Source organism: Pseudomonas sp. D1-1, from assembly GCF_051132225.1.
Taxonomy (GTDB): Bacteria; Pseudomonadota; Gammaproteobacteria; order Pseudomonadales; family Pseudomonadaceae; genus Aquipseudomonas.
The window spans coordinates 3,729,041-3,754,706 of sequence record NZ_CP071676.1; the positions used below are offsets into that span (position 1 = coordinate 3,729,041).

Annotated in this window: 26 protein-coding genes; 11 read left to right on the plus strand and 15 right to left on the minus strand. The window is 61.8% G+C overall.

Annotation, left to right across the window (positions count from 1 at the left end):
- Positions 1–84: 84 nt before the first annotated feature.
- Both J3P86_RS16675 and J3P86_RS16680 read right to left on the minus strand, forming a co-directional pair.
- Positions 85–831: an SDR family oxidoreductase gene (locus tag J3P86_RS16675; protein WP_305500206.1), complete on the minus strand. Its 747-nt coding sequence runs from the start codon at positions 829–831 to the stop codon at positions 85–87.
- A gap of 98 nt (positions 832–929) precedes the next feature.
- Positions 930–1,808, minus strand: a complete 879-nt coding sequence (locus J3P86_RS16680) for a Dyp-type peroxidase (RefSeq protein ID WP_434573307.1) — start codon at positions 1,806–1,808, stop codon at positions 930–932.
- A 225-nt stretch (positions 1,809–2,033) separates the two neighbouring features.
- Between J3P86_RS16680 and ampC the strand changes: the two genes are divergently transcribed.
- Positions 2,034–3,182 carry a class C beta-lactamase gene (ampC, locus tag J3P86_RS16685; protein WP_434630063.1) on the plus strand — a complete coding sequence of 383 codons (1,149 nt, stop codon included), beginning with the start codon at positions 2,034–2,036 and terminating at the stop codon, positions 3,180–3,182.
- 164 nt (positions 3,183–3,346) lie between these two features.
- Here ampC and J3P86_RS16690 read toward each other — a convergent pair whose 3' ends face one another.
- The 4 genes from J3P86_RS16690 to J3P86_RS16705 all read right to left on the minus strand — a co-directional run bounded on the left by J3P86_RS16690 (position 3,347) and on the right by J3P86_RS16705 (position 7,104).
- Positions 3,347–3,895: a DUF4174 domain-containing protein gene (locus J3P86_RS16690; RefSeq protein WP_434630061.1), complete on the minus strand. Its 549-nt coding sequence runs from the start codon at positions 3,893–3,895 to the stop codon at positions 3,347–3,349.
- A gap of 135 nt (positions 3,896–4,030) precedes the next feature.
- Positions 4,031–5,389, minus strand: coding sequence for an erythromycin esterase family protein (locus tag J3P86_RS16695; protein WP_434630059.1), 1,359 nt, complete (start codon positions 5,387–5,389; stop codon positions 4,031–4,033).
- 69 nt (positions 5,390–5,458) lie between these two features.
- Positions 5,459–6,244: a sulfite exporter TauE/SafE family protein gene (locus tag J3P86_RS16700; protein ID WP_045156451.1), complete on the minus strand. Its 786-nt coding sequence runs from the start codon at positions 6,242–6,244 to the stop codon at positions 5,459–5,461.
- A gap of 110 nt (positions 6,245–6,354) precedes the next feature.
- Positions 6,355–7,104 (minus strand): hypothetical protein, encoded by a 750-nt coding sequence (locus J3P86_RS16705; RefSeq protein ID WP_434573300.1) that lies wholly within the window; start codon positions 7,102–7,104, stop codon positions 6,355–6,357.
- Positions 7,105–7,402: 298 nt separating this feature from the next.
- On the opposite strand from J3P86_RS16705, the gene J3P86_RS16710 reads away from it, so the two are divergent.
- Entirely contained in the window at positions 7,403–8,551 is a 1,149-nt protein-coding gene (locus tag J3P86_RS16710; protein WP_434698453.1) for an aldose epimerase family protein, read from the plus strand.
- A 111-nt stretch (positions 8,552–8,662) separates the two neighbouring features.
- Complete coding sequence (locus J3P86_RS16715; RefSeq protein WP_434698454.1) at positions 8,663–9,484, plus strand: aldo/keto reductase; 822 nt, start codon at positions 8,663–8,665, stop codon at positions 9,482–9,484.
- Positions 9,485–9,659: 175 nt separating this feature from the next.
- On the opposite strand, the gene J3P86_RS16720 is transcribed toward J3P86_RS16715, so the two are convergent.
- Positions 9,660–12,023 (minus strand): DNA polymerase II, encoded by a 2,364-nt coding sequence (locus J3P86_RS16720; RefSeq protein WP_434698455.1) that lies wholly within the window; start codon positions 12,021–12,023, stop codon positions 9,660–9,662.
- Positions 12,024–12,361: 338 nt separating this feature from the next.
- Between J3P86_RS16720 and J3P86_RS16725 the strand changes: the two genes are divergently transcribed.
- The 5 genes from J3P86_RS16725 to J3P86_RS16745 all read left to right on the plus strand — a co-directional run bounded on the left by J3P86_RS16725 (position 12,362) and on the right by J3P86_RS16745 (position 16,314).
- The gene (locus tag J3P86_RS16725; RefSeq protein ID WP_305500192.1) at positions 12,362–12,802 is read left to right on the plus strand and encodes a CBS domain-containing protein; all 441 of its coding nucleotides are present in this window, start codon (positions 12,362–12,364) and stop codon (positions 12,800–12,802) included.
- A gap of 69 nt (positions 12,803–12,871) precedes the next feature.
- Positions 12,872–13,468, plus strand: a complete 597-nt coding sequence (locus tag J3P86_RS16730) for a paraquat-inducible protein A (protein ID WP_434573292.1) — start codon at positions 12,872–12,874, stop codon at positions 13,466–13,468.
- A complete protein-coding gene (locus J3P86_RS16735; protein WP_434698456.1) occupies positions 13,465–14,124 on the plus strand; it encodes a paraquat-inducible protein A in 660 nt (219 codons plus the stop codon). The genes J3P86_RS16730 and J3P86_RS16735 overlap by 4 nt, the downstream gene beginning before the upstream one ends.
- Positions 14,105–15,760 carry an intermembrane transport protein PqiB gene (locus J3P86_RS16740; RefSeq protein ID WP_305500189.1) on the plus strand — a complete coding sequence of 552 codons (1,656 nt, stop codon included), beginning with the start codon at positions 14,105–14,107 and terminating at the stop codon, positions 15,758–15,760. Before J3P86_RS16735 ends, J3P86_RS16740 begins: the two co-directional genes overlap by 20 nt.
- A 17-nt stretch (positions 15,761–15,777) precedes the next feature.
- The gene (locus tag J3P86_RS16745; protein ID WP_434698457.1) at positions 15,778–16,314 is read left to right on the plus strand and encodes a PqiC family protein; all 537 of its coding nucleotides are present in this window, start codon (positions 15,778–15,780) and stop codon (positions 16,312–16,314) included.
- Between the two features lies 1 nt (position 16,315).
- Here the strand turns inward: J3P86_RS16745 and J3P86_RS16750 are convergent, their stop codons facing one another.
- Positions 16,316–16,945 (minus strand): glutathione S-transferase family protein, encoded by a 630-nt coding sequence (locus tag J3P86_RS16750; RefSeq protein ID WP_434698458.1) that lies wholly within the window; start codon positions 16,943–16,945, stop codon positions 16,316–16,318.
- 195 nt (positions 16,946–17,140) lie between these two features.
- On the opposite strand from J3P86_RS16750, the gene J3P86_RS16755 reads away from it, so the two are divergent.
- Positions 17,141–17,575 carry a phage infection protein gene (locus J3P86_RS16755; protein WP_434630042.1) on the plus strand — a complete coding sequence of 145 codons (435 nt, stop codon included), beginning with the start codon at positions 17,141–17,143 and terminating at the stop codon, positions 17,573–17,575.
- A gap of 85 nt (positions 17,576–17,660) precedes the next feature.
- On the opposite strand, the gene J3P86_RS16760 is transcribed toward J3P86_RS16755, so the two are convergent.
- From J3P86_RS16760 to J3P86_RS16770, 3 genes are all read right to left on the minus strand, one after another.
- Positions 17,661–18,755, minus strand: coding sequence for a DUF1615 domain-containing protein (locus J3P86_RS16760; protein ID WP_434630040.1), 1,095 nt, complete (start codon positions 18,753–18,755; stop codon positions 17,661–17,663).
- Between the two features lie 188 nt (positions 18,756–18,943).
- Positions 18,944–19,918: a porphobilinogen synthase gene (gene hemB / locus J3P86_RS16765; RefSeq protein ID WP_434656909.1), complete on the minus strand. Its 975-nt coding sequence runs from the start codon at positions 19,916–19,918 to the stop codon at positions 18,944–18,946.
- A gap of 157 nt (positions 19,919–20,075) precedes the next feature.
- The gene (locus J3P86_RS16770; protein WP_434630036.1) at positions 20,076–20,774 is read right to left on the minus strand and encodes a glutathione binding-like protein; all 699 of its coding nucleotides are present in this window, start codon (positions 20,772–20,774) and stop codon (positions 20,076–20,078) included.
- A gap of 340 nt (positions 20,775–21,114) precedes the next feature.
- Here J3P86_RS16770 and J3P86_RS16775 point away from each other — a divergent pair, with 340 nt between their 5' ends.
- The gene (locus J3P86_RS16775) at positions 21,115–21,786 is read left to right on the plus strand and encodes a histidine phosphatase family protein (protein WP_434656907.1); all 672 of its coding nucleotides are present in this window, start codon (positions 21,115–21,117) and stop codon (positions 21,784–21,786) included.
- A gap of 259 nt (positions 21,787–22,045) precedes the next feature.
- Here the strand turns inward: J3P86_RS16775 and mnmH are convergent, their stop codons facing one another.
- A complete protein-coding gene (gene mnmH, locus J3P86_RS16780; RefSeq protein ID WP_434698459.1) occupies positions 22,046–23,149 on the minus strand; it encodes a tRNA 2-selenouridine(34) synthase MnmH in 1,104 nt (367 codons plus the stop codon).
- Positions 23,149–24,183 (minus strand): selenide, water dikinase SelD, encoded by a 1,035-nt coding sequence (selD, locus tag J3P86_RS16785; protein WP_434656901.1) that lies wholly within the window; start codon positions 24,181–24,183, stop codon positions 23,149–23,151. The genes mnmH and selD overlap by 1 nt, the downstream gene beginning before the upstream one ends.
- Positions 24,184–24,337: 154 nt before the next feature.
- Between selD and J3P86_RS16790 the strand changes: the two genes are divergently transcribed.
- Complete coding sequence (locus tag J3P86_RS16790; RefSeq protein WP_434698460.1) at positions 24,338–24,616, plus strand: hypothetical protein; 279 nt, start codon at positions 24,338–24,340, stop codon at positions 24,614–24,616.
- A 5-nt stretch (positions 24,617–24,621) separates the two neighbouring features.
- On the opposite strand, the gene J3P86_RS16795 is transcribed toward J3P86_RS16790, so the two are convergent.
- Complete coding sequence (locus J3P86_RS16795) at positions 24,622–25,074, minus strand: DMT family transporter (protein ID WP_305500170.1); 453 nt, start codon at positions 25,072–25,074, stop codon at positions 24,622–24,624.
- 1 nt (position 25,075) lies between these two features.
- Positions 25,076–25,573 (minus strand): DMT family transporter, encoded by a 498-nt coding sequence (locus J3P86_RS16800; protein ID WP_434698461.1) that lies wholly within the window; start codon positions 25,571–25,573, stop codon positions 25,076–25,078.
- Positions 25,574–25,666 lie beyond the last annotated feature (93 nt).

Genomic DNA, 25,666 nt, shown 5'->3' on the forward strand with positions numbered 1-25,666 from the left:
CGAGCAAGCTCGCTCCCACAGGGGATCGCATTCCAATGTGGGAGCGAGCTTGCTCGCGATGGCGCCGGAACAGGCAATCCAGGATCAGCGCCCGCCCCCCAGCTCCACAAACGTCCCGGTCGCATACGAAGCCTTGTCGGACAGCAGCCAGATAATCGCCTCGGCCACTTCGTCCGGACGTCCGCCCCGGGCCATGGGGATCGCCGATTCCAGCTTGCTGACCCGCTCCGGATCGCCGCTGAGGGCATGGAAATCGGTGTAGATGTAGCCCGGGCGGACCGCATTGACGCGAATACCTTCGCCAGCGACCTCCTTGGAAAGGCCGACGGTGAAGGTGTCCAATGCGCCCTTGGAAGCCGCGTAGTCGACATATTCACCCGGTGCGCCCAAGCGGGCGGCAACCGAGGAAACGTTGACGATGCTGCCGCCCTGCCCGCCATGCCGGGGCGACATGCGCAGCACCGCCTGCTTGGCGCACAACATCGGCCCGAGCACGTTGGTCTTCAGGATCTTGAGCATGCGGAACTCGGACATTTCATCGAGTCGGGACTTGTGGGCAACCGTACCGGCGTTGTTCACCAGGGCGGTGACGCGGCCCAGCTCGGTGTCCACGCGGTTGAACAGGCCGACCACTTCGTCCTCGATGCTCACGTCGGCCCGCACCGCAATGGCCTGCGCGCCCTTGGCACGGATCTGGGCGAGCACATCCTGGGCGGCGTTTTCATCCGACTGGTAGTTGATGCAGATCCGATAGCCCAGGTCGGCCGCCAACAACGCCGTGGCCGCCCCGATCCCACGCCCGCCACCGGTGATGACGATGACTTTATCCACGCTTGCTCTCCCGTTTCCAGGCAAATACGTCGGGCCCAAGGATAGCGTTGACTCGACGATTTGCACAACGCGACCAGCCTGCCGGAGCGGGACGCTGCTTAGCGGGCGAGAGCCCGCAGGTCCAGGCGCCCGTCCAACTGCGGCGGGCACCAGTAGTAACCACCGGTAATCGGCCGGCTCATGCGATACAGGCCATCGGTAATACCGTCCTCCAGACCGCTCATGCGCCGCAATTGCGCCTCGAAGGCGTCCAGGGAAAAACCGAACGCCAGGAACATCAGGCCAGCGCGGTCACCTTCGATCCAGGGCATGGAACGGCGTACGACAAAAGCCTCCGGAGCAAAGCTTTCCTGGGCCGTGCGCTTGACGTGGGCAGACTCAGGCGCATCTTCGAGCTCTTCGTTATCGCTCAGGCGCCGGCCCATGATGTTGTCTCGCTCATGGGGCTGCATCGCGGCGAAACCGTCCAGGTCATGCTGCCATTGCTGGATCGCAGCAAAACTGCCACCGCGCAGCCCGTCGTTGCCCTGGGCCAGGGCGGCGGCCACGGCCGCTTCGTCGTGAGGGTTTTCGGTGCCATCTTCGTAGCCGGTCAGGTCGTGGCCGGTCATGTGTCGAAAGGTTTCGTTCATCTGCACCAGACGCAGTGCCGGCGCCAATGCCGCTTCGATGGCGCGACTGCGGTGCATCAGCTCGCCCCGGTCCTCGCCGTGCAGCCAGCACCAGAGCGCGTGCTGGGTCGAAGGGTTGTCCACGCCGACGCCCGCCAGCGCCGGGAACGCGCGCAAGCCCTCGACCTTGGCGCCCAGCGCCTGAACCAGCGACTCGCCAAAGCCGACTACCACGCGGCCATCCAGTTGCAGCAACAGCTTGTCGATCGCAGCCGGCAGTGCCTCGACCGATTCCAGGGCAAAAAACAGATGACGGGCCTGAGGCGGAACAGGGGTGGCGAGAATGCCGGGCTGGTAGTAACTCATGGGAACTCCTTTGGAAAGAGCCGCGAGTTTACCCGGCGGCCGCCGCTTTGTGTGGTTTGGCTTGAGGCCGGTCGCGTCAGGCCGCCGAGCTTTTTTGTAGGAATGCTCCCGTATCCTTGTGGGACCATTCTGAACCTGGCCTCTACTCGATAGCCTCGGATTGCCCGACAGCGGAAAACGTCCTAGATTGACCGCCCTCAAGGAAGGCTAACGAGAGCGGTCCAGATGCACATTGCCAAATCGATACTCGCCGGGACTTTTGCCCTGGCCTGCGGGACGACCCCGGGCTTCGCCCAGGAGCGCATTGAAGACACGGTCAATGCCGTTATCCAACCCTTGATGAAAGAACAGGATATCGCGGGCATGGCCGTGGCGATCACGCACAACGGCCAGCGCCGGTTCTTCAATTATGGCGTTGCCTCCAAAGACACCAGAAAATCCGTCACCGAGCAGACCCTGTTCGAAGTCGGCTCGATCAGCAAGACCTTTACCGCGACACTCGGCGCCTACGCCCAGGCCCAGGGCAAACTGCAGCTGTCAGACCTCGCCGGGCGCTATGCCCCCGAATTGCGTGGCAGTGCCCTTGAAAACGCCCGCCTGCTCGATCTCGCCACCTATAGCGCGGGCGGCCTGCCGTTGCAGTTTCCCGACGATGCCGACCATCCCGACCGGATGTTCGGCTACTACAAATCCTGGAAACCGCTCTACCCGGCCGGCACCCAGCGGCTCTATTCAAACCCGAGCATCGGCTTGTTCGGCTTCCTGGCGGCCCGCAGCCTGGGTCGACCGTTTGATGAGGTGATGGAACAGACCCTGATGCCCGGGCTGGGCCTCAAGCACAGCTACGTACAAGTGCCACACAATCAACTGGCAACCTACGCCCAAGGCTACGCCAAGGATGGCAAGCCTGTGCGGGTCGGGCCTGGCGCGCTGGCCTCCGAAGCCTACGGGGTGAAGATCAGCTCAGCGGACCTGATCCGCTTTGTCGAGGTCAATCTGCAACCCGGGAAACTGGACGCGGACCTGCAGCGAGCCATTGCTACGACACAAACAGGTTTCTACAAGATTGGAGGGATGCACCAGGGGCTGGGCTGGGAGTTCTACCTACCTCCGCTCACCCTCGATGGGTTGCTCGCCGGCAACAGTCCACAGATGGCTTTGACGCCGCAAAAGGCCGAGCTGCTCACCCCACCGCGCCCCGCGCCCGACGGCGCCTGGATCAACAAGACAGGGTCGACTAACGGTTTCGGCGCATACGCAGCGTTCGTCGCTGGAGAGGACTTGGGGATCGTGATGTTGGCGAACAAGAACTACCCGATTGAAGAACGGGTGAGAGCCGCGCACCAGATCCTGATGACTCTGGAACAGCAATGAGAGCCCAATGTGGCGAGGGGATTTATCCCCGCTGGGGCGCGAAGCGGCCCTGCAATGCTGCGACTGGGTCTGTCAGACAGATGAAGTAGAATGTTATGGGGCTGCTTCGCAGCCCAGCGGGGATAAATCCCCTCACCACAAGGGGATCTCATCGCTTAGGGGAATCAGTCATCCAACGGTTTCGGCGCAGCCGCAGGCTTGGTTGCCTTGCCCGGCTTGGTGCCTTTGGCGTCCTTGGCCGGCTCGGGTTCCGGCGCTGGCGGTGGGGTGGGCGCCGTGGCTTGTTTTTCCGTCTCGGGCAGCTTGTCGACGGTATCGAACAGTTGCTTCAGTTCGATCGCGCCGGAATGCTCAAGCTTCTTTTCCCCGTCCTTGCCTACCAGGATGATCTTGGTCTGCGCTCCCGCTCCCAGCTTGAGAGAACGGATCAACGCCATGGTGCTTTGCGGGTCGAGGTCCTTGCCATCACGCTGGCCGATGGTATTGAGCACGGTATAGAGCACCATGTTGCGCTCCGAAAAACCCTGCTTGCCCGCCGGCTCGTCCAAGGCTTTCTTCAGGCTGACCCACGCAGGATCGACAGAGCTGGGCGCAATGACAATCACAGGCCGGGACTTGCCCACCTCCGCTACCAGGGGTGAGTCGCCATCGGCGGCGAACAACGGGCCGGCGATGGCCAGCAAGGTAGCGAAGGTCAACGACCGAATAAGCATGCGCCTCTCCTTTTGATAATTACGCTGTACTGATTGCACATGGCGGCGATTGTTCCGCGAGAGTCGCCCGATACCGCTATTGCCTGCCTGAAGCTTAGGCCAACGGACCCATAGCGCAACCACGGCAGACCTGCTTCAGAGGCCAAACGGGAAGGTGTCTTCCTCGCGTTCCAGCGTGTGCGGCGTGGGCAACGGCGTGACGGCTTCGGTCTGCTCGAACCAGAGCCAGGCGTCGAACTGCTCGGCCAGTACCGCTTCGAAATAATGACTCTGGCGTTCGGTTTCAGGGCGGTAGATCACCCCGATGGCGCGTTCGAGCAACGGCTCGGACAGCACGTCCAACAGCGCTTCGTCCGGGTCGGTCCGCCAGTCCGTAAGCGATGCGCGCACACCCGCCAGCGAAAACTCCCGCTCCCAACTGCCGGCCAGCGCCGGCACCACCTGCTTGATTTTCATCGGCGCGTCCCAGTCATCGGCTGCCGCCACGCTGCCACGGTCGGTGCCCATGCCCAGCAATACCGCGTCGCGGCCATAAGCCATGCGGCACAACTGGCCGATGTTGAACTCACCCTCCCAGCCCATTCGTGTCGCGGCGGCGTTTCCGATGTGAGAGTTATGCGCCCAGACGATCGCTTTCGCATCGGGCCCGCGATGCTCCAGCAGGCTTTGCAAGGTGTCGAACATGTGCCGGTCGCGCAGGTTCCAGGATGACTTGCCGCCGCGATACATGGCGCGGTAGTACTGTTCGGCGGCGCGTACGACCCGGGCGTTCTGCACCGCGCTGAAGAAGCCCTCGTCATCCTCGATCAACGGATCAAGGCGCTCGGCGAGCAGCGTGTTGAGCTGTTCGACCACGGCGTCTTCGCATGTCGCCAGGTTGCCGCGCTCGGTGAAATGGCCATACAGCGCCGGGTCGTCGTGCCAGGGCGTCAGACAGCCATAACGATGGCGGGCGTCACGGGCCAGGTGGGGATGGCTCTTGTCGAGGTAATCGAGCACCTCGTCAATGGAGTGGCGCAGACTATAGACGTCCAAGCCGCGAAACTCCACGCGGCGAGCGTCAGGCTGGCCGAGGTTGTAGCGGCGCAACCAACGTACAAAGTCCTGGACATCGGTGTTGCGCCACATCCAGCTGGGAAACCGGGCGAACGCCTGCTGTTTCCAGGCCGAAGGCCCCAGGTCGCGCACGCAGCGGTCGATCTGTCCGGCATCGGGCCAGTCGGCTTCGACCGCGACAATGCCGAAGCCGTGACGCTCGATCAGGTGCCGGGTAATAGCAGCGCGGGTGCGGTAGAAATCATGGGTGCCGTGGCTGGCTTCGCCGATCAGCACGACCTTGGCGTCGGCGAAGCGATCAAACATTTCACCAAAGCTCGGGCTGTCCTCGGCAGGCAGCGGTTCGGCGTGACGGCGCAGAATGTCGGCGATATCGGTGCGCGGTTCGGCGCGACGACGGCGCAGGCGTTGCAGCAGATCTCTGGCTGGGCTGTTCATGGATCGAGGCCTCATCAGTACCTGGTTTACAGGTATGACTATGCCGAGGCAGCCATGACTCCGACCAAATCAGAACGCGAGCTTGAAACCGATCATGGCCAACATCACCGCCAGGCAAGGGCGCAGGAGCTCGTCGGAAATGCGTCCCGACAAGTGGCTGCCCAGATAGATGCCCGGCAACGAACCAATCAGCAGAAAGCCGAGGATGTGCCAGTCCATGTTGCCCATGCTTGCATGGCCAAGGCCCGCGACCAGGGTCAACGGCACGGCATGGGCGATTTCGGTGCCGACCAGGCGCTTGGTGACCAGGAACGGATAAAGGATGAACAGCGCGACGGTGCCCAGGGCGCCGGCGCCGATGGAAGTCAATGCGACCATCGTGCCCAGCACCAGGCCGGTGATGACAGTCAGCAGGTTGAGCCGCGAGCCACTGGGGTTGTAATGACCGCCGGCGCGGTCATGGGCAAACTGCAGCAGGCGCTTCTTGAACAGGATTGCCAGGGCGGTGGCGAACAACACAAAGCCCAGGGCTTGCTTGATGACCGCGTTCATCGCGTCGGGAGAACTGTTCAGGCTGCTGAGAAACCACAGGGTCAGCCCAACCGCCGGCACACTGCCCAAAGTCAGCCAACCGGTGATGGCCCAGTCGATATTGCGGTTTTTCGCATGGACCAGAACGCCGCCGGATTTGGTAATGGCCGCGTACAGCAGATCGGTCCCCACCGCCGTCGCAGGGTTGATGCCGAACCACAATAAGATGGGCGTCATCAGCGATCCGCCGCCGACGCCGGTCATCCCGACGATGAAACCGACCACCAGTCCCGCTACGACTAAACCGACATTACCGAAATCCATCAAACCCGTCTCAGCGCGACCGCATGAAAAATCTGGCCGCGAGCATAGCGATTTTTCTTATAACTCCCTATATCGATGTGATCTATGTTTATTCCATTTGCACGACGCAGCTACTGAACAGGCAGGAAATTGAGAAACAGCAGACTCTGCGCATAATTCAAGCCGATTCGCCGATAGCGCTCGTCCAGCATCTGGGTCAGCAGGTCGAGGCGCGCGACGATCTTACCGAACTCCACGGCAAAGCTCAGATTGCTGCCCTCCTCCGAGATTTCATTGGAGAACAGCATCGGCGTGCCGTCCTTGTTCTGCCGCTGGCCCAACAGCCACGTGGCTTTCTCAATGTTGCGCGCCGCGTTGCTGACGAAGCGCGGATCGATGGTGTCGGTCATGTAGAACTCGAGACGGTTGCCGTGAGCCGTCACCAGCATGCTGCCAATGGCATAGATGAACGCTCCGACCCGGTCACCGAGAAACTCGGGACTCATCGCGTAGCTCAGCGCTGCCAGGTCCTTCCTGTTGCCCAGGGCCGGCAAGGGTTGCTGCTGTTCAATCGCCTCGCGCACTTGTTTCACGGCGATACGGGCATCGAGAAAGCCGGATTTGCGCAGTTCTTCCGGGTTGCGCAGGTAGAGCTTGTGCATCAGCAGGTAAAGGCTCTGCAGGTTGTCATGCATCGACAGCGTGGCCATGCGGTCAACGCTGGTCTGCAAAAACTCCTGGGGCCTGGCATTGCTGAACTGCGTAACCATGTCCTGGCCTTGCTGATGGCTGCATCCGCCGCTGAGCATCAGCAACAGGCTCGCCAGCAGCAAGCCGCAGCGACGTGGCAAGACCCTCACGGAATGTAAGACAGCGGCCATCGAATCTCGGTCTGGGCATGGGGAAGCGGTGGGGAATCGCCGTTTCCTGGCCATGGATAGAGCGGCAAAAACCGTAAAAGTGCGGTAGCGGCCGTGAAAGTGCACGTTTGGCCAAGACTCGTCTCGCTCAATTAGTCTTACTTTTTAATTGATAAATCTCGATTTATAGCTATAAATCCCTTCTCCACCCTTAAATAGAAAGACTACTGAACAGAAAAACCTTCATCGCTGTCCGACAGGTAACGGACTCGACCACGTTAAAAACAACAACAAAACAACAGGAAAGGAAGGTCACACCATGCTTGAATCCAGACATCTGCTCACGGCCCTCGGAGTCTCTCTGATGATTGCCACCTCTGCCCAGGCCGCCGGCCTGACCAATGAACGCGTTGCCTTCGGCAAGACCAACGACGGCACACCGGTTGAAAAATACGTACTGCGCAACAGCCACGGCGTCGAGGCGACCGTCATCACTTACGGCGGGATCCTCCAGTCACTGATCGTGCCGGACAAAAACGGCATGACTGCCGACATCGTGCTCGGCTTCGACGACGTGCAGGGCTACCAGAAGAACGGCAACGTGTATTTCGGCGCGACCATCGGTCGCTTCGGCAACCGTCTGGCCGGCGGTGCGTTCGAGCTGGATGGCAAACGCTACCAGGTGCCGCAGAACGACAAGGACAATTCCCTGCACGGCGGGCCGCAAGGCTTCGACAAGCGTGTCTGGAAGGCCGAGCCGAGCAATGGCAAAGACTCGGTAGGCGTGACCCTGACGTATGTGTCGGCGGACGATGAAATGGGCTTTCCCGGCAACCTGAAGACCGACGTCACCTACAGCCTCAACGACCAGAACGAATTGCGCATCGACTACAAGGCCACCACCGACAAACCGACCGTGCTGAACCTGACCAACCACAGCTATTTCAACCTGGCCGGCGCCGGTAATGGCGACATCCTCAAGCAAGTCGCGACGCTGCACGCGTCCCGCTACACACCAGTAACCGCCAAGCTGATTCCCACCGGCGAGCTGGCACCAGTAGCCGGCACCCCGATGGATTTCACCAAGCCCACGCCCATTGGCACGCATATCAAGGCTGATCATCCGCAGCTGAAATTTGCCGAACCGAAACAAGGCGGCTTCGATTTCAACTGGGTACTCGACGCCAAGGGCGACGTGAATAAACTCGCCGCCGAGGTCCAGGATCCGCAGTCCGGACGGCGCTTGCAGCTCTATACCAGCGAGCCGGGCGTGCAGTTCTACACCAGCAACTTCCTCGACGGCACGATCAAGGGCAAGCAAGGCAAGGTCTACCCGCACTGGAGCGCGTTTACCCTGGAAACCCAGCATTATCCCGATTCGCCGAACCAGCCGTCCTTCCCTACCACGCGACTTGATCCGGGCCAGACCTACACCCAGACCATGGTGCTGAAGTTCTCGGCCGAGTAATCCTGCCATCCACCGATCGTTCCCGCCTTATGCGCGGGAACGATCAAGGTTGGAACGCCTGGTCTATCCTGCTGCCACACGCTGTATCGACCAGCACGACAGGAGATGTGCATGAGAACTGTGGAATTGGCCGGCGTATCCGTACCGGTAATCGGCCAGGGCACCTGGCGGATGGGTGAGGAACCGTCCCATCACAAGAAAGAAGTAGCTGCCCTGCGCCTGGGCATCGAACTGGGCATGAGCCTGATCGACACGGCCGAAATGTATGCCGAGGGCGGCGCCGAGCAGGTCGTTGGCGAAGCGATCACCGGGCTACGCGACCAGGTGTTCCTGGTGAGCAAGGTCTACCCGCACAATGCCAGCCGCAAAGGCATTCCGTTGGCCTGCGAGCGCAGCTTGCGGCGCCTCGACACCGATTATATCGACCTCTATTTGCTGCATTGGCGCGGCCAGTACCCACTGGAGGAAACCGTCGAAGCGTTTGAGCGCCTGCGCGAAGAAGGCAAGATCGGCCGCTGGGGCGTGTCGAACTTTGACGTCGACGATCTGGAGGAGCTGGCCTCGCCGGTCTGCGCTACCAATCAAGTGTTGTACAACCTGCAAGAACGCGGCATCGAATTCGACCTGCTGCCCTGGAGCCAGCAACAGCGCATGCCGGTCATGGCCTATTGTCCGGTCGGCCAGGGCGGGCATTTGCTCAAGGACCACACCCTGCAACAGATCGCCGAACGCCACCGCGCGACGCCGGCACAGATCGCCCTCGCCTGGCTGCTGCGCCAGGACAATGTCATTGCAATCCCCAAGGCGGTGCAAGCTGAACACGTGCGCCTGAACGCCGAAGCGGCGAATCTGCAGCTTGAGCCTCAGGATCTGGCGGCATTGGACCTGGTGTTCCCGCAGCCACAGGGCAAGCAGCGGTTGGCGATGGTTTAGTCCACTCGAACGCCGTGGTGATGAGCGCGCCCTTATTCCAGCGGCGCGCTCTTGTGGCGAGGGAGCTTGCTCCCGCTCGGTTGCGCAGCAGCCGCCAGAAACTCAGGGCCGCTACGCAGCCCAGCGGGAGCAAGCTCCCTCGCCACAAGGGCATCCCTGCGGCCAACAATGTCGATCAGAACAACCCCATCTGTCCACCGATCAACGTTGAAAAATCATCATCCACAAACGGCAGGATCGCATCCGCCACCGGCTGCAGCTGCTTCGTCACGTAGTGGTCATAGTCAATCGGCGCGCTACGGATTTCCAGCGGCTCGGGGCCGGCGACGGTGATGACGTAGCTGATCCAGCCGCCATTCTGGTATTGCCGTGGCCGGCCCTGGCGCTCGTTGAACTCGTCGGCCAGCCGCGCGGCCCGCACATGTGGCGGCACGTTGCGCTCGTAGTCGTCCAGCGGACGACGCAAGCGCTTGCGGTAGACCAGGCGTTCGTCGAACGCGCCGGCCTGGGTCTGCTGGACATAATCGCGAACGTAATCCTGATAGGGCTGGCGATGGAAGATCCGTCCATACAGTTCCTGCTGGAACTGCCGGGCCAGGGGCGACCAGTCGGTGCGCACGGTCTCCAGGCCCTTGTAGATGATCTCGTCGCTGCCGTCGGCACGGGTCACCAAACCGGCGTAGCGCTTCTTGCTGCCCTCCTCCGCGCCGCGGATGGTCGGCATCAGGAAACGCTTGAAGTGGGTTTCGAATTGCAGCTCCAGCGCGCTTTCCAGTTCGAACTCTTCTCGTACGTGATCACGCCACCATTGGTTGACGTGAGCGACCAGCTCCCGGCCGATCGTCGCGGCTTCTTCCTGGCCGTGGGGGCGGCGTAACCAGACGAAGGTCGAATCGGTATCGCCATAGATCACCACATGGCCCCGCGCTTCGATCAGTTGCCGGGTACGCTGCATGATCTGGTGGCCGCGCAAGGTGATGGACGACGCCAGGCGCGAATCGAAGAAACGACAGCCACTGGAGCCAAGCACGCCGTAGAACGCGTTCATGATGATTTTCAGTGCCTGGGACAGCGGCGCGTTGTGTTCGCGCTTGGCGGTTTCCCGGCCGTCGGCAACCCGCGCCACGATGGCCGGCAGGCAGTGCCGGGTGCGCGAGAACCGCGCCCCGCGGAAACCTGGCACCGATTCGGTGTGGTCCGGGTGGCGCAGGCCTTCGATCAAGCCCACCGGGTCGATGAGAAAGGTGCGGATGATCGACGGATACAGACTCTTGTAGTCCAGCACCAACACCGATTCGTAGAGCCCCGGCTGGGAATCCATCACAAACCCGCCAGGGCTGGCCTCCGGCGGACGCTGGCCGAGGTTCGGCGCGACGAAACCCTGGCGATGCATCAGCGGCATGTACAGATGCGTGAACGCCGCCACCGAGCCGCCGCTGCGATCCGCCGGCAGGCCGGTGACGCTGGCCCGTTCCAGCAGGAACTTGAGCAGCTCGGTCTTGGCGAAGATGCGCGTGACCAACTCGCAATCCTTGAGGTTGTAGCGAGCCAGGGCCGGTTTATCCTCGGCGAACATGCGGTTGATTTCGTCCATGCGCTGGTACGGGTTGTCGATGGACTTGCCCTCGCCCAACAGGGTCTGGGCGACGTTTTCCAGGCTGAACGAAGGAAAACTCCAGGTCGCCGAGCGCAAGGACTCGATCCCATCGATGATCAACCGGCCAGCCGCCGAGGCAAAAAAATGGTTGTTGCGCGCGCCGTGCTCGCGCCATTGCATTTCTTCCCCGCCACGGCCAAGACGCAGCGGCACGGCCAGGCGGCGGGCGTGTTCATGCAACACGCGCAGATCGAACTGCACCAGGTTCCAGCCGATGATCGCGTCGGGATCGAAGCGGGCGAACCACTCGTTGAGTTTCTTCAACAGCGCCGCGCGGGACTCGCAGTATTCCAGCTGGAAATCCACTTCACGATCATCGCCATTGGGCGGCCCGAGCATATAGACCTGGCGCTCGCCGCAGCCCTCCAGGGCAATCGAATACAAATCGCCCTGGGCGGTGGTTTCGATGTCCAGGGACACCAGCCGCAGCGGTGGCCGGTAGTCGGGCGCGGGTTTCATCTGGGCATCCAGGAGCAAGCCATCGGCTGAGGGCGTGCCGCCGAACCAGACCGGTGCGGTGATGAAGCGCTCCATCAGGTAGCGTTCCGGCGGCCGGACGTCGGCCTCGAATACATCCACGCCAGCCCGCCGCAATGTCGTGTCCAGCCGCATCAGTTGCGCATGCTGCCGGCAATACAGGCCGAGCACCGGGCGGTGCTCGAAATCCAGCAGGTCCAGGGGCCGCAACTCGACATCCTTCTCGCCCTGCAACAGCGCCTCGACATGGCCACGCTGGATCTGCGGCACGAACGCCACCGACGTCTGCACCGGCAGGCGCACGCGCCGGGGACCGGCATCCGTCGCCAGCCAGAACTCGACTTCGGTGCCCGCCGGGGTATCGCGCCAATGCCGGGTCAGGACGAAGCCCTGCTGTAGATCCACCGCTGAAACCTCGAATTTTGCGTGTTACGCATTCTACCTGTGACCAGAGGACTTCACCTGCTTGGATCTGCTGTCGTGGCGAGGGAGCTTGCTCCCGCTGGGTCGCGCAGCGGCCCCCTGTATCTGCCTGCCACCCCGGGTTGTCATGGCTTTTTTAGGGCCGCTACGCAGCCCAGCGGGAGCAAGCTCCCTCACCACGACAGCGCGCCACAATAAAATCAGTGGTTTTTCACCATCCATGACGGTTTTGGACGGCTGACTGCCGCTTTACCGCTTGCTCTGCGCCGTTGGGTCTACGATTCTTGAACCACCCGCACAAACAACACCCGAGGCTTCCCATGAAAACCGTCGCGCAGTTGCTCCGGATAAAAGACGAGAAAAACCAGCAAGTGCACACCATTTCCCCGGATGACATGGTCTTGCAGGCCTTGATGCGCATGGCCGAGAAAAATGTCGGTGCCTTGCTGGTGGTCAAGAACGATGAAGTGCTGGGCATCATCAGCGAGCGTGACTATGCGCGCAAAATGGTCCTGCACGGACGCTCTTCGGTGGGCACGAAAGTCAGCGACATCATGGTTTCGCCCGTGATCACGATCGATCCACACCAGAACGTCGAGACCTGCCTGAGCATCATGACCGAGAAACACCTGCGGCATTTGCCCGTGGTGGAAAACGGCAAGCTGGTCGGCCTGTTGTCCATCGGTGACCTGGTCAAGGAAGCCATTGCCGAGCAGGCGGACCTGATCAGACAACTGGAGCAATACATTCGCGGCGAATGATTGGCTCGGGCGGGTTGCTCATTCTCGACTCACTTCTATATTGAAGGAGTTGCCCCGCCGAGCATCCTCATGGCCGTTACCGACCGACTGATCATTTGTGAACATTGCGATGCAGTGTACGAGCCGGTTGCGCTCGCCCCGCATCAAAAAGCCTCGTGCGTGCAATGCCATGCAGTGATCCAGCGCTACAACGGCCTGACCATCGAACAGCGCCTGGCCCTGACCATCACGGCAGCGGTGCTGTGGGCCTTCGCCAATGTCTATCCGGTGATGAGCATCCGCCTCCAGGGCCTGAGCAACAGCGCGACCCTGTGGGATTCGGTCGTGGCCCTGAGCCAGGGACCCATCACCTTCATCGCCCTGGTGGCCGCGGTCGCGATCATCATCGCTCCGGCGTTCCAGTTGGCACTGCTGCTCTGGGTGCTGGGCTACGCCCATTCCAACCGGCGCGCCCCGGCGTTCAACCTGTGCATGCGCAGCCTGGAAACCCTGCGCCCGTGGAGCATGCTGGAGGTGTGCTTGCTGGGAGCCCTGGTGGCTGTCATCAAGCTTGCCGGGTTGCTGGATGTGCTTCCCGGTATCGGTCTGTTCGCCCTGGCGGCCTTGAGTCTGTTGATGATCCGCATTGCCGGTCGCGATGTGCGCGACCTGTGGAACACCCTGTGAACGCCGCAACGCCGGGCAATCCGCCCCGCGCCAGCGATCTGAACCTGTGCCTGTGCCACAGCTGCGGCCTGGCTTGCGACATGACCGACGAACCTGACACCTGCCCACGCTGCGATGCCGCCCTGCACCGGCGCAAACCCGATACCCTGACTCGCACCTGGGCCTACATGCTGGCGGCACTGGTGTTCTACATCCCGGCCAACCTGCTCCCGGTCATGAACACCCAGATGCTCGGCGACGGTGCGGACAGCACCATTATCAGCGGCGTTCTCGAGTTCTGGCAGAGTGGTGCCTGGGACATCGCGCTGATCATCTTCATCGCCAGCATCGCGGTGCCGGGCATCAAGTTCGTCGTGCTGACGTTGCTGCTGGTGTCCGTGCAACGGCGCAGTACCTGGGCCCAGGTGCAGCGCGCCAAGCTGTATCGGCTGGTCGAAGTCATCGGCTACTGGTCGATGCTTGACGTGCTGGTCGTGGCCCTGGTGGCGGCACTGGTCAAGTTCCAGGCCCTGAGCGACATCGAACCGCGACCGGGGATCCTGTTCTTCGGCCTCGTGGTGCTCTTTACCATGCTGTCGGCCATGAGTTTCGACCCGCGGCTGATCTGGGACACCCAACCATCCGAGGAGGTCATGGATGAAGTCACAAGCCACTGACGGACAACCCGCACCGGGCCGCGCCCATGTCTCCACCCGCCGCTGGACCGTGTCGCTGGTGTGGATCGTGCCGATCATCGCGGTGCTGGTGGGCGTGTCCCTGGTGGTCAACAACTGGCTGCAGGAAGGCCCGACCATCACCATCACCTTCAAGACAGGCGAAGGCCTGACCGCCAACAAGACCCCGGTCAAATACCGCAATGTGGTCATTGGCCAGGTCACCGACGTGCAACTGAGCGACGATCAGAAGAACGTGACCGCCACGGTCAAGCTCGCCAAGACCGCCGACACCTTCACTCATGAAGACTCGGTGTTCTGGGTGGTCCGGCCGCGGATTGGCGCGGGCGGGATCTCCGGGATCGACACCTTGCTGTCGGGGGACTTCATCGGCGCCGACGCCGGTCATTCGAAAGTGCGCGCCAAGTCGTTCACCGGCCTGGAGGCTCCGCCACCGATCACCTACGGCGAACCGGGCAAACGCTTTACCCTGCATTCCCAGGACCTCGGTTCGCTGGACATCGGCTCGCCGGTGTATTTGCGCAAGATTCCGGTGGGCCAGGTGGTGTCCTACGCATTGGACGCCGATGGCAAAGGCGTCAATATCGAGGTGTTCATCAACGCGCCAAATGACGCCTACGTCACCGAGAACACCCGGTTCTGGAACGTCAGTGGCGTCGACGTGAACGTCGGCGCCAACGGTTTTGCGGTCAAGACCGAGTCGCTGTCTGCCCTGCTCGTCGGCGGCATTGCATTCCGGGCCCCGGAATACAGCCCCAACGACACGCCCGCGGCCGAGGACAAGGATTTCGAACTGTTCGCCGACCAGCAAAGCGCCCTGGCCCCGCCCAGTGGCAAGGCGCAGTACCTGGCCTTGCGCTTCGACCAGGCCTTGCGCGGATTGCGCGTCGGCGCCCCGGTGGAATTCCTCGGGATCGAGATCGGCCGGGTGGTCTCCATGAACCTGGACTTCGACGAAAAGCAGCGCACGTTCCCGGTCAACGTAGGAATCGTGATCTACCCGCAACTGCTCGGCAAGGCCCACGAGAAACTGCTCAAGTCATTGAACTACGACCCGGAAGACGAAGCCGCCGCCGCGCGCCTGGTCGGCAGCTTCGTCGAACGCGGCCTGCGCGCCCAGGCCCGCAGCGGCAACCTGCTGACCGGGCAGTTGTACATTTCGCTGGATTTCTACCCCAAGGCCGAGAAAGTCGCGTTCGACCTCGCCGCGCGCCCCCTGCGGATCCCGACTATCCCGGGCAGCCTCCAGCAGTTGCAGGAACAATTGCAGACGGTGGTCGAGCGCATCAACAAGCTGCCGCTGGAAAGCATTGCCAGCAACCTGGACGGTAACCTCGTGGAGCTGCGCAAGGGCCTGTCGCAATTCAACAGCAAGACCCTCCCGGGCGTGCAAAGCACCTTGCAGGACGTGAGCAAAACCTTGCAGTCGGCGAACTCGACCCTGGCGGAAGATTCGCCGCAGCGCGAACAATTGACCCAGACCCTGGATGACCTGGGCCGAATGTCGCGCTCGCTGCGCGAGCTGTCCGATTACCTGAGCCGACACCCTGAGTCGCTGCTTCGTGGCCGTCCGAAAGATGCTCCGGCGCAGAACCTTACCTTTCCGGTGAAAGAATGATCACAGGAGCACGCCCGATGCCGCTGATGCTGAGATGTTCGTTGATCGCCCTGGCGCTGCTGCTCGGTGCCTGTCGCAGCGATCCCATCCACTACCACACCCTGAGCCCGGTCCAGCCGGCTGGTCAGGCGCGTGCAGGGGTGGATATCCAGATCGAACAACTCAGCGTCCCGCCGCAAGTGGATCGCACCCAGATGGTGATTCGTCAGGGCGACAGCGGTCTGGCGATCCTGGAAACCGAATGGTGGGGCTCAAGCCTGGCGGATGAACTACGCAGCAGCCTGGACGAGCAATTGAGCAACCCCGGGGCCCCCAGGCGGCTGTTGCGGGTGGAGGTGCAACGCTTCGACTCGATCCCCGGCCGCTATGCGCGCATGGACGTGCAATGGCGCTTGCGTAGCCATGGCAACGAAGCTCAGGCCGTTACCTGCCGCAGCAGCCTGCAGACACCGGCTGGCGGCAGTATCGACGACCTGGTGAAAGGCCATCAGCAGAACGTTCGACAGCTTGCAGAACTCGTCCGCCAGGCCGCCTCGCGCAATGCGTGTCCCTGATTCATTCGGGCCAGTGCAATGAAAGCACTGGCGCGATTCGCGGATGGCGGTCGATGCGCTCCAGCAGGGCGTAGAACTCGGGACGGGCACTGAGCATCGCTTCCCGGGTTTCGACCCACTTGGTAATCACCGCCGCCAGGATATCCAATGCACCGGGCTCGGCACCGCCGAGGAAAGGGCTCGCAGGAAACTGGTCGGCAAACAACGCCCAGTTGCGATACAGACGTTGCTTGGTGCCCGCCACCAATCGCTCCCGAGCAGCGTCGTCGGCGTCGGGCAGCCAGCGCTGCGGAAAATCGATGATGCCGATCGGCGTGTAGCAATTGGCGGCGATATACACCAGGCCGCGTATGACCTGCGCACGCTGGGCCGGATCATCCGGCAGCAGTTTCGATTCCGGAAAAGACAGCCCCAAGTGAATCAGGATCGCCGCCGCCTCGGTGAGCACCGAGCCGTCCGGCAATTGCAGGGTCGGGACCTGCTTCTGTGGATTCAGGGCTTCGAGTTCCTTCGCCGCATCGTTGTCCTCGGTCGAATAGGTATCTACCCGGCGGTAAGGCACGCCGCAAAGATCCAAGGCGACCTCCACGGCAGAGGAACCGGATTGGCTGTGGCCGAATAACTGATACATGGACTGGCCTCCTTCAAAAGGGATTCAGGTCGGTAGAGCGCACCGGTGCCCCAGTGTTCCATCAACCTGGCTGACACCAAACCGGCGAGCTATCACCGCCATCGATGTTCACCATCACGTCAATGAAGTTCTCACGATCGGTGCCCGGCGCAACAATGGCCCCACACAAACCAACGCACCCCGGAGCACACCATCATGAAACGCCAAATCATCCTCAGCCTCGCTTTCTCCGTTCTGGCAGCCAACGTATTCGCCGCCACTTCCCAGCCCGTCGTTGCCGAAGGCGGCTCTGACCGACTGATCGAAAACCGTGTTGCCGAAGGCGGTGCCGACCGTCTGCTGGAACGCCGCGTCGCCGAAGGTGGCTCCGACAAGCTGATCGAAAACCGTGTTGCCGAAGGCGGAGCCGATCGTCTGCTGGAACGCCGCGTTGCCGAAGGTGGCTCCGACAAGCTGATCGAAAACCGTGTTGCCGAAGGCGGTGCCGACCGTCTGCTGGAACGCCGCGTCGCCGAAGGTGGCTCCGACAAGCTGATCGAAAACCGTGTTGCCGAAGGCGGTGCTGACCGTCTGCTGGAACGCCGCGTTGTCGAAGGTGGCTCCGATAATTTGGCCAAGAACCGCGCATGAATTGTTATCACCGTGCTGCAAGATCCTTCAAGCCATCACAGTAGAAGCCCGGCCTCATCCGCCGGGCTTTTTCATGGCCGAAGATTCAGCGCCCCGAAGCCCGCGTCATGCACCGCTGATACCGCTCGTCCACGCGCTTGGCAAACCATGCAGTGGTCAGCTTGCGAGTGATTTTCGGACTCTTGAGCACGATGCCCGGCAACACCGCCCGAGGCAGCGGCTTGCCCTCGGCCTTCTCGGCCAATTCGAACACCCGCTTGTAGAGCTTGCTGTCCTCGAACGCCAGGCTGTCGCCCAGTTCCAGCTGATCGCGGATGGTCGGGTTGCGCATGCCCAATGACTTGCCCAACGTGCGCACCGCCAGCTCCGTGCTGCCGGGCATGATCGAATCAGGCAGGATCAAATCACCGTCCAAGGCCAGCGTAATGCCCGAAGCGCGACTCACCGCATGCTGGAAGGCCGCGTTGCGACTGGCATACCAGCCAGCATTAAAATCGGCGAAACGGTACAGCGGCTCGGTATAACTGACGGGATACCCCAACAAATGCGCGATGCCGAAATACATCCCTCCGCGACGACTGAACACTTCCCGACGAATCGAGCCATCCGCCGTGTAGGGATAATCGCGCGCATTGGCCTGGGCAAAGGCGATGCTGACCTGCATCGGCCCGCCCGTATGCACCGGGTTGAAGCCATCGAACAGGGTTTTGCCGAGCGGCACCATGCCGATGAAATCATCAAAAATTGCGCTGAGTTCCTTCTCGCTGCGCGCCGCGTTGAGGCGGTCGCTGTAGCTTTTGCCATTGGACGAGCGCACCTGGAGGGCGCCGCTCACCAGAAACCCGGGGATGCGTAGCTTCGCCGCCCGGCGATCGATTTCCTGCCGGGCGATCTTGCCCAGCCCCGGCACCGCGGGATCGGCCTGGAAGGTCGACTCCTGCTCGGTCACCGCCAGCACCGAACAGATGTTCTGGGTCGTTGGCGGGATCTGCTGCGCCGCAAAGGCCACGTAGATGTCCGTGGCCCAGCCCTCCCGATCGGCGGTCTTGGCCGGCAATAAGCGCACGATCTGCGCCTTGACTTCGGCAGGCTGGCGCTCAGGCTCCTGGGCCTGACGGCTGCCGCAGCCGGCCAGGGCCAGCAATGCGGCAAGAGTGATCATCAGTCGAGTGAAATGCATGGTGCTCCATCAGTTCCCTTGTTCGGGAGCAACCATACGATCAAAAACCTGTGGAGGCTACTGATGCAAAGCGAGCACAAACCTTGTGGGAGCGAGCTTGCTCGCGATGGCGGTGTGTCAATCACCCCAAATGCTCGATGATGGACCGCTATCGCGAGCAGGCTCGCTCCCACAGGAGTAGTGCTGGCTCAGATCCCGCTCAGCGCCAGATCCATCGCGAAGTAAGTGAAGATCAGGTCCGCCCCTGCCCGCTTGATCGCGCCGAGGCTTTCTCGCACGACTCGGGCTTCGTCGATGGCGCCGGCCTGTGCGGCGAACTTGATCATCGCGTACTCGCCGCTGACCTGGTAGGCCGACAATGGCAGGTTCGAGGCCTCGCGGATGTCGCGGATGATGTCGAGATAGGCCCCGGCCGGCTTGACCATCAGTGCATCGGCGCCCTCCTGCTCGTCGAGCAGCGACTCGCGCAGGGCTTCGCGGCGATTCATCGGGTTCATCTGGTAGCTCTTGCGGTCGCCTTTCAAGGCGCTGCCGCCGGCCTCGCGGAACGGCCCGTAGAGCGCGGAGGCGAACTTGGTGGAATAGGCCATGATCGCCGTCTGGCTGAAGCCCGCGTCATCGAGCGCCTTGCGAATGGCCTGGACTTGCCCGTCCATGGCCGCCGACGGCGCGATGACATCGGCACCGGCGCGTGCCGCCGCTACCGCTTGTTTGCCCAGGTTGATCAGGGTTCGGTCGTTATCGACTTCGTGACCGTGCAGCACGCCGCAGTGGCCATGATCGGTGTACTCACAAAAACAGGTATCGGACATCACGATCATTTCCGGCACGGCGTCCTTGCAGATTCCGGCCATGCGCGAAACCAGGCCACGCTCGCTCCACGTGTCGCTGCCGTCGCTGTCCAGATGATGGGACACACCAAAGGTCATCACCGCCTTGATACCGGCACGAGCATACCGCTCGATTTCCCCGGCCAGCTTCGATTCCGGGATACGCACCACGCCGGGCATGCTCTTGATCGGCACGAAATCGTCGATTTCCTCTTCGACGAAAATCGGCAGTACCAGATCATTCAAGGTCAACTCGGTTTCCTGGAACAGGTTGCGCAGGCTTGCATTGCGACGCAGACGGCGTGGACGGGCTGCGGGGAACTGACTGGACATGGGACTCCGGAGGCGAAATGGAACACGAGACAAAGCTTATGCCCTGACCAGGCAGGGCACAAACGCCGACGCAGGAACAGAGTGTTACCGGTCAGGCAATAATCCACTCACGACGTCAGCGCGCCGCCGATGCAAGTCACCCAAGCGAATCGTCCGGTCATTCCGGAATCTTCAAGCCGCGCGCCACCGCCGGCCGCGCCAGGAAACGTTCCAGCACCCGCGTCACGTTCGGGAAGTTCTGGATACCCACCAGATCACCGGCCTCATAAAAACCGAGAAGGTTGCGCACCCATGGGAACGTGGCGATATCGGCGATGGTGTAGCGCTCGCCCATGATCCAGTCGCGTCCTTCCAGACGCCCGTCCAGCACCTTGAGCAGGCGCTTGCTTTCCTCGACGTATCGGTCGCGCGGCCGTTTGTCCTCGTAATCCTTGCCGGCGAACTTGTTGAAGAACCCCAGCTGACCGAACATCGGCCCGATGCCGCCCATCTGGAACATCAGCCACTGGATCGTCTCGTAGCGCGCCGCCGACTCCTGGGCAAGCAGCTGGCCGCTCTTGTCGGCCAGATAAATCAGGATCGCTCCCGATTCGAACAACGCCAACGGCCGATCTCCCGGCCCATGGGGGTCAAGAATCGCCGGGATCTTGTTGTTGGGATTGAGCGAGAGGAACTCGGGGGACAGTTGGTCATTGTTGCCAAAGTCCACCTTGTGCGGCTCGTAGGGCAGACCGATCTCCTCCAGCATGATCGACACCTTCACGCCGTTGGGGGTCGGCAGGGAATAGAGCTGGAGCCATTCAGGGAACTGGGCGGGCCATTTCTGGGTGATGGGGAAAGGGGTCAGGTCGGGCATGGCATGGGTTCCATGGATCAGTCGGAAAGCCCAAGCATAAATCAGCCGAGCAGGCTTTGGGGCCTTTGAACACAAGCCTTGGCTCTTGAGGGACAGCGCCTCTTTCTTAATTCCGCAACATCCTGTCGCTAACATTCGCTGCGTCCCTTGGCGGGACGCCGCTACAGTGCCCGACATCAACCAGGATCGCCCCCAGGATCGAACCAAAGAAGCAGCGGGGACTCTGAGAGATGCCCCGAGCAATCGAAGCGGCCATAACGACAGGGAAAACACCCGGAGCCAGAGGCTTTGCGGTGCCGGGGTTTGTCAGCCTGAATCGAGAAGACAAAGACGTATATCGATGATCAACCCACTGAAGTTCGCCCAGTTGAAACGCCGTCCGTGGCTACTGCTACCGACGCTGCTCGTGACCTGTGGGCTGGTGCTGTCGCTGGAATCCAGCGTCAGCAGTGCCCAGCCCGTCGACGGCGTGCAGACGCTGGTGTTCCTGCGCCACGCGGAAAAACCGGTCGGCGGCCTCGGCCAACTCAATTGCCAGGGGCTGAACCGCGCCATCGACCTGGCCACCCTGCTGCCAGAAAAATTCGGCGAAGCCGACTACGTATTCGCGGCCAATCCGACCCGTAACGTCGAAGAGGGTGAGCTGGATAATTCCTACAGCTACATTCGCCCCTTGATGACAATCAGCCCCAGCGCCATCAAGCTCGGCCTGCCGGTAAACATCGAGTATTCAGCCAACGACACCAGTGACCTGGCTGATGAATTGATGCAGGACAAATACCACAACTCCACGATCTACACGGCCTGGTCCCACGGCTACCTGCCTGAACTGATCAACAAGGTCGCGGGTGAAGCGGTGGGCAAGCGGCAGACCATCACCGACGACTGGGCATCGAGCGATTTCGACTCCCTGTATGTACTGACCCTGACCTGGCACAACGGCAAGGCCAGCCTCACCAGCCAAAGCTACAAGCAAGGCCTGGATAACGGGCAGAAGACCTGCCCGACGTAATCTGCCAAGGATTACTGTGGGAGCGAGCTTGCTCGCGATGGCGGCGTCACGGACGAAGAAGATGTTGAATATGCTGGCCTCTTCGCGAGCAGGCTCGCTCCCACAGGAAATCGGTGGTGGACGCAGAATTTGTGAGCAGCCGCAGATCCATGTGGGAGCGAGCCTGCTCGCGAAAGCGGTGCATCAGTCAATGATGATGTGACTGAATGTTTTCGCGGGCAAGCCCGCTCCCACAGGTTCTTTGCTCAAGACTTGAGTTTTATCCTTCCCGAGCGGCGCGTTCACGCAGATATTCCAATACCGCCGCCTGCTCCCCGACAAACTCTATGCGCCCGCCCTTCTTTTCCCGCTGGAATACATACATCGGGTCGTAGTACTCGCGCAGCAAGCCTTCGATCCAAGCGCGATGCAGGTCGACGGCGCCGCTGGCGGCCTGTTCGGCCAGGGCGGCTTCCATGATGCCCAGCAATCGCCGATGGCGATCGCCACCCAGGCGTTTGTGGATGTTGTCCAGGCTCGCCAGCAACCGTTCGCCAAACAGCGAAAACCCTTCGTCGCCATGGACCTCGACAAACTCGGCGCAGAGATTGATCACGTAGTCGCGCAGGATCCGCTCGACCCGCCGCTCCAGGCGATCTTCCAGCCAGACCATCGGCACCTGCTGCATGCGCTGGTACAACGGCAACGGCAAGGCGCAACTGCCGACCATGCGGCTTTCATCCTCCAGCACGAATTGCTTGATGCCGGCGGCACGCTTTTTCAGCACATCCACCGCCAGCAGGTTTTCGAAATCGATATTGGAAGGCTGCCCGGTCGCACGCTTGCCGAAGCTCGAACCGCGATGATTGGCATAACCTTCCAGGTCCAGGCCGTTATCGAGCTGCGTCAACACCTCGGTCTTGCCGGTGCCGGTCATGCCGCCCAGCAGGACCAGGTCGCACTGAGCGACCGCCTGGTCGATAGTGCCCAACAGGAACGTACGCATCGCCTTGTAGCCCCCGCCGACTCGGGGGTATTCGATGCCCGCCTCGTCCTTGAGCCATTGCTGGACGATCTGTGAGCGCAAGCCACCGCGAAAGCAGTACAGCAGGCCATCAGGATGGGCCTGGGCAAATTCGGCCCAGGCCTGGATACGTTGGGCCTTAGTCTCGCCGCTGACCAGTTGATGCCCCAGGACAATGGCGGCCTGCTGTCCCTGCTGCTTGTAGCAGGTCCCGACGCGTTGCCGCTCGATGTCGGTCATCAACGGCAGGTTGGCCACGCCGGGAAACGCGCCCTTAAGAAATTCCACCGGCGCGCGAGTGTCCATCATCGGGCGATCATTGAGGAAAATATCGCGGTAGTCGGTGATGTCGTTGGGCATCAAGACACCTCGACCGCGTGGCTCTGTCGCTCGACCAATTCACCAATCGGTTCCAGCGCCAGACCCAGTTCAACGGCGACCCGCAGGAACTCGCTCTCTCCTTCGGGTGTGACGGCAATCAGCAGGCCGCCACTGGTCTGCGGGTCGCACAGCACTCGCTTGTGCAGCTCCTGGACGCGACCGACCTTGCTGGCGTAGCTGTCATAGTTGCGCAATGTGCCGCCCGGTACGCAGCCTTGATCGAGGTAGTACTCGACGCCTGGCAGGCGCGGCACCGCGTCGTAGCGGATACGCGCGGTCAGTTGGCTGCCATCGGCCATTTCCACCAAATGCCCGAGCAAGCCGAAACCGGTGACATCGGTCATTGCCGTCACGCCATCGAGCTTGCCGAAACGGCTGCCGGGCTTGTTCAGCGTGCACATCCAGTCTCGGGCCAGGCCCACATCGGCGGCGCGCAGCTTGCCTTTCTTTTCCGCCGTCGTGAGGATGCCGATGCCCAGGGGTTTGGTCAGGTACAGCCGACAGCCCGCGGTGGCGGTGTCGTTGCGTTTCATGTGGCGCTTTTGCACAAGGCCCGTCACTGCCAGACCGAAAATCGGCTCGGGCGCATCGATCGAGTGCCCGCCCGCCAGGGGGATGCCTGCCTCGTCGCACACCGAGCGGCCACCGCGAATCACCTCGCGCGCGATTTCCGGGGCGAGCACGTTGACTGGCCAGCCGAGGATCGCAATCGCCATCAGCGGATCACCGCCCATGGCATAGATATCACTGATGGCATTGGTCGCGGCGATGCGACCGAAGTCGAACGGATCGTCGACGATCGGCATGAAGAAATCGGTGGTCGAGACCACGCCGCGCTCCTCGTCGATGGCGTAGACCGCCGCATCGTCCCGGGAAGCGTTCCCGACCCACAGCTTGGGATCAAGGTTTTGCGCACCGCTGCCGGCCAGGATCACTTCCAGCACCTGGGGCGAAATCTTGCAGCCGCAACCGGCACCGTGGCTGTACTGGGTCAGGCGAATCGGCTCGCTCATGGGCATACCTCTCGTAAGTCAAGGTGGCCGATTCTAGCAGCAACGCCAGCCGTTCACTGCCGGTCACGACCAGTCGGCACTCATCGGACGGAATTTTTCCGTTGCCAACAGACTCACTTGAACATTAGCCGAGCCTTCATCCGGGAGATTGCCGATGGATTTGAACCCACGCGTGGACACCCACCTCGATTACGGCCTCGACACGCTGTTCGGACGCGAAACCAAAAGCGTCGACTGCCAGTTCGATGTCAAGCGCCTCGACGACGGCGAGCCGCCATGGTTCGCTCTGCATGTACGCCCACCGCTGCCCGAAGACCTGGCAAAAGCCCAGATCGTGGTGTTCAGCGTCGAAGGCCGGCGCATCAGCGGCATTGTCCGACGTACCGAGCGCCTGGCCGATGACAGCCTGCAACTGGACGTCGAACCGGAGTGAGCCGTTCAGGTCTGCCGCGTACTGCTGCGATACATGAACACCAGCGCCAGTGCCAGGCAGGCCATGGCCAACAAGCGGCTGGCGGACAGTTCGACAGGTGGATTGCCCAGCCAGCCGAAGTTGTCGATCAGCATGCCCATGGCAAGTTGCCCGACGATGACCGCGACGGTTGCCACGGCTGTGCCGACTCTCGGCACCGCGCCGACCATCACGATCATGTACACCACACCAAACAATGCGCCGCTGAGCTGCCATTTCGGCACGTCCAACAGGCTTACCGCATGGGCCGGCTCGAAAAACACGATCAACAACCCGGTGACCACCGTGCCGACCGCGAAGGTCAGCAGACTGCTGCGCAGTACGCCCACCGTCTCGCCCAGACGCCCGTTGATGGCCGCCTGCACGCTCAATACCGCGCCGGCGGCGACAACCACCAGCAATAACAGGATCACGCTCATATCAACCTCGGGCAATCAGGACAAGGGCCACGACAATCAACGCCAACGCCAGCCAGCGCTCGCGGTTGACACGCTTGCGGCTCGCGCCGAACCAGCCGAAATGGTCGATCAGCACGCTTTTGCCAACCTGGCCGGAGAGAATCGCGATCATGGTCATGGCAATGCCGATGTGCGGGGTGGCGAGGGTCAGTACCACCACGTAGACCGGCCCCAGGAAGCCACCGATCAATTGCCAGCGCGGCAGTTCGCTCAGGGCCGGGCCTCGTTGCGGACCGCTGAGCAACAACAGCAGGAACAACAGCGCCGCGCCAACGCCAAAGATGCTCAACGTTGCCCACAGATGACCGACCTGGACACCAAGCGGCCCGAGCAGGCCGGCCTCCACCGATAGCCCCATGCCCGCCAGGATCACCAGGGGTAGCAGGAGCCAGCGCAGGAAAGTCCGGGGTGGCGCGGCATCCGCTACCGCTGCGGCGGAGGGGGTGGATGTTGATTGCATGGGATAAACCTGCCTGAAAAGAAACGACGGGCATTATCGGCTGGCGCTGTTGTGCGATAAATGGGAGCATTCTGACAACTCTTTTGCGTAACA

Bases quoted from the DNA above. Each gene is read 5' to 3' on its own strand.
- J3P86_RS16680 (WP_434573307.1), bottom strand. From the start codon at position 1,808: ATGAGTTACTACCAGCCCGGCATTCTCGCCACCCCTGTTCCGCCTCAG.
- ampC (WP_434630063.1), top strand. From the start codon at position 2,034: ATGCACATTGCCAAATCGATACTCGCCGGGACTTTTGCCCTGGCCTGC.
- J3P86_RS16690 (WP_434630061.1), bottom strand. From the start codon at position 3,895: ATGCTTATTCGGTCGTTGACCTTCGCTACCTTGCTGGCCATCGCCGGC.
- J3P86_RS16695 (WP_434630059.1), bottom strand. From the start codon at position 5,389: ATGAACAGCCCAGCCAGAGATCTGCTGCAACGCCTGCGCCGTCGTCGC.
- J3P86_RS16700 (WP_045156451.1), bottom strand. From the start codon at position 6,244: ATGGATTTCGGTAATGTCGGTTTAGTCGTAGCGGGACTGGTGGTCGGT.
- J3P86_RS16705 (WP_434573300.1), bottom strand. From the start codon at position 7,104: ATGGCCGCTGTCTTACATTCCGTGAGGGTCTTGCCACGTCGCTGCGGC.
- J3P86_RS16710 (WP_434698453.1), top strand. From the start codon at position 7,403: ATGCTTGAATCCAGACATCTGCTCACGGCCCTCGGAGTCTCTCTGATG.
- J3P86_RS16715 (WP_434698454.1), top strand. From the start codon at position 8,663: ATGAGAACTGTGGAATTGGCCGGCGTATCCGTACCGGTAATCGGCCAG.
- J3P86_RS16725 (WP_305500192.1), top strand. From the start codon at position 12,362: ATGAAAACCGTCGCGCAGTTGCTCCGGATAAAAGACGAGAAAAACCAG.
- J3P86_RS16730 (WP_434573292.1), top strand. From the start codon at position 12,872: ATGGCCGTTACCGACCGACTGATCATTTGTGAACATTGCGATGCAGTG.
- J3P86_RS16740 (WP_305500189.1), top strand. From the start codon at position 14,105: ATGAAGTCACAAGCCACTGACGGACAACCCGCACCGGGCCGCGCCCAT.
- J3P86_RS16745 (WP_434698457.1), top strand. From the start codon at position 15,778: ATGCCGCTGATGCTGAGATGTTCGTTGATCGCCCTGGCGCTGCTGCTC.
- J3P86_RS16750 (WP_434698458.1), bottom strand. From the start codon at position 16,945: ATGTATCAGTTATTCGGCCACAGCCAATCCGGTTCCTCTGCCGTGGAG.
- J3P86_RS16755 (WP_434630042.1), top strand. From the start codon at position 17,141: ATGAAACGCCAAATCATCCTCAGCCTCGCTTTCTCCGTTCTGGCAGCC.
- J3P86_RS16760 (WP_434630040.1), bottom strand. From the start codon at position 18,755: ATGCATTTCACTCGACTGATGATCACTCTTGCCGCATTGCTGGCCCTG.
- hemB (WP_434656909.1), bottom strand. From the start codon at position 19,918: ATGTCCAGTCAGTTCCCCGCAGCCCGTCCACGCCGTCTGCGTCGCAAT.
- J3P86_RS16770 (WP_434630036.1), bottom strand. From the start codon at position 20,774: ATGCCCGACCTGACCCCTTTCCCCATCACCCAGAAATGGCCCGCCCAG.
- J3P86_RS16775 (WP_434656907.1), top strand. From the start codon at position 21,115: ATGATCAACCCACTGAAGTTCGCCCAGTTGAAACGCCGTCCGTGGCTA.
- mnmH (WP_434698459.1), bottom strand. From the start codon at position 23,149: ATGCCCAACGACATCACCGACTACCGCGATATTTTCCTCAATGATCGC.
- selD (WP_434656901.1), bottom strand. From the start codon at position 24,183: ATGAGCGAGCCGATTCGCCTGACCCAGTACAGCCACGGTGCCGGTTGC.
- J3P86_RS16790 (WP_434698460.1), top strand. From the start codon at position 24,338: ATGGATTTGAACCCACGCGTGGACACCCACCTCGATTACGGCCTCGAC.
- J3P86_RS16795 (WP_305500170.1), bottom strand. From the start codon at position 25,074: ATGAGCGTGATCCTGTTATTGCTGGTGGTTGTCGCCGCCGGCGCGGTA.
- J3P86_RS16800 (WP_434698461.1), bottom strand. From the start codon at position 25,573: ATGCAATCAACATCCACCCCCTCCGCCGCAGCGGTAGCGGATGCCGCG.